This is a genomic window from Vibrio sp. 10N.222.49.C9, from assembly GCF_041474985.1.
GTDB classification, from domain to species: Bacteria; Pseudomonadota; Gammaproteobacteria; order Enterobacterales; family Vibrionaceae; genus Vibrio; species Vibrio crassostreae_C.
In genome coordinates, this window is sequence record NZ_JBFRVD010000941.1 from 1 (window position 1) to 295 (window position 295).

A 295-nucleotide genomic window follows, 5' to 3' on the forward strand; every position below is an offset into this window, starting at 1 on the left:
TGTTTACGATGAGTCTGAGTTGGCACGAGAAGCGGATATCAAGATCCAAAACTTCCAGCAAGATGCCGCTCGTGACGCAGGTATTTTCCACCACTTAATTACGCTACCGACATACCATACAGCGGCGCTATCTACTGATAACCTTGCTAAAGATTACTTCGGTGAACTGGGTATGCTGGCTTATGTTAAGGGTGTTCAGCGTAAGGAGATCCGTCAGGGACTCGCTTCGGTTAGACACCAAGATATGTCTGGTTCAAATATCGGTGATGACCACAAAGAGTACTTTTCTGGAGAC

1 pseudogene is annotated in these 295 nt (G+C 46.4%); it reads left to right on the plus strand.

Annotation, left to right across the window (positions count from 1 at the left end):
* Positions 1-295 (plus strand): annotated as a pseudogene (locus AB4585_RS26325) (isocitrate lyase); the annotation flags it as partial.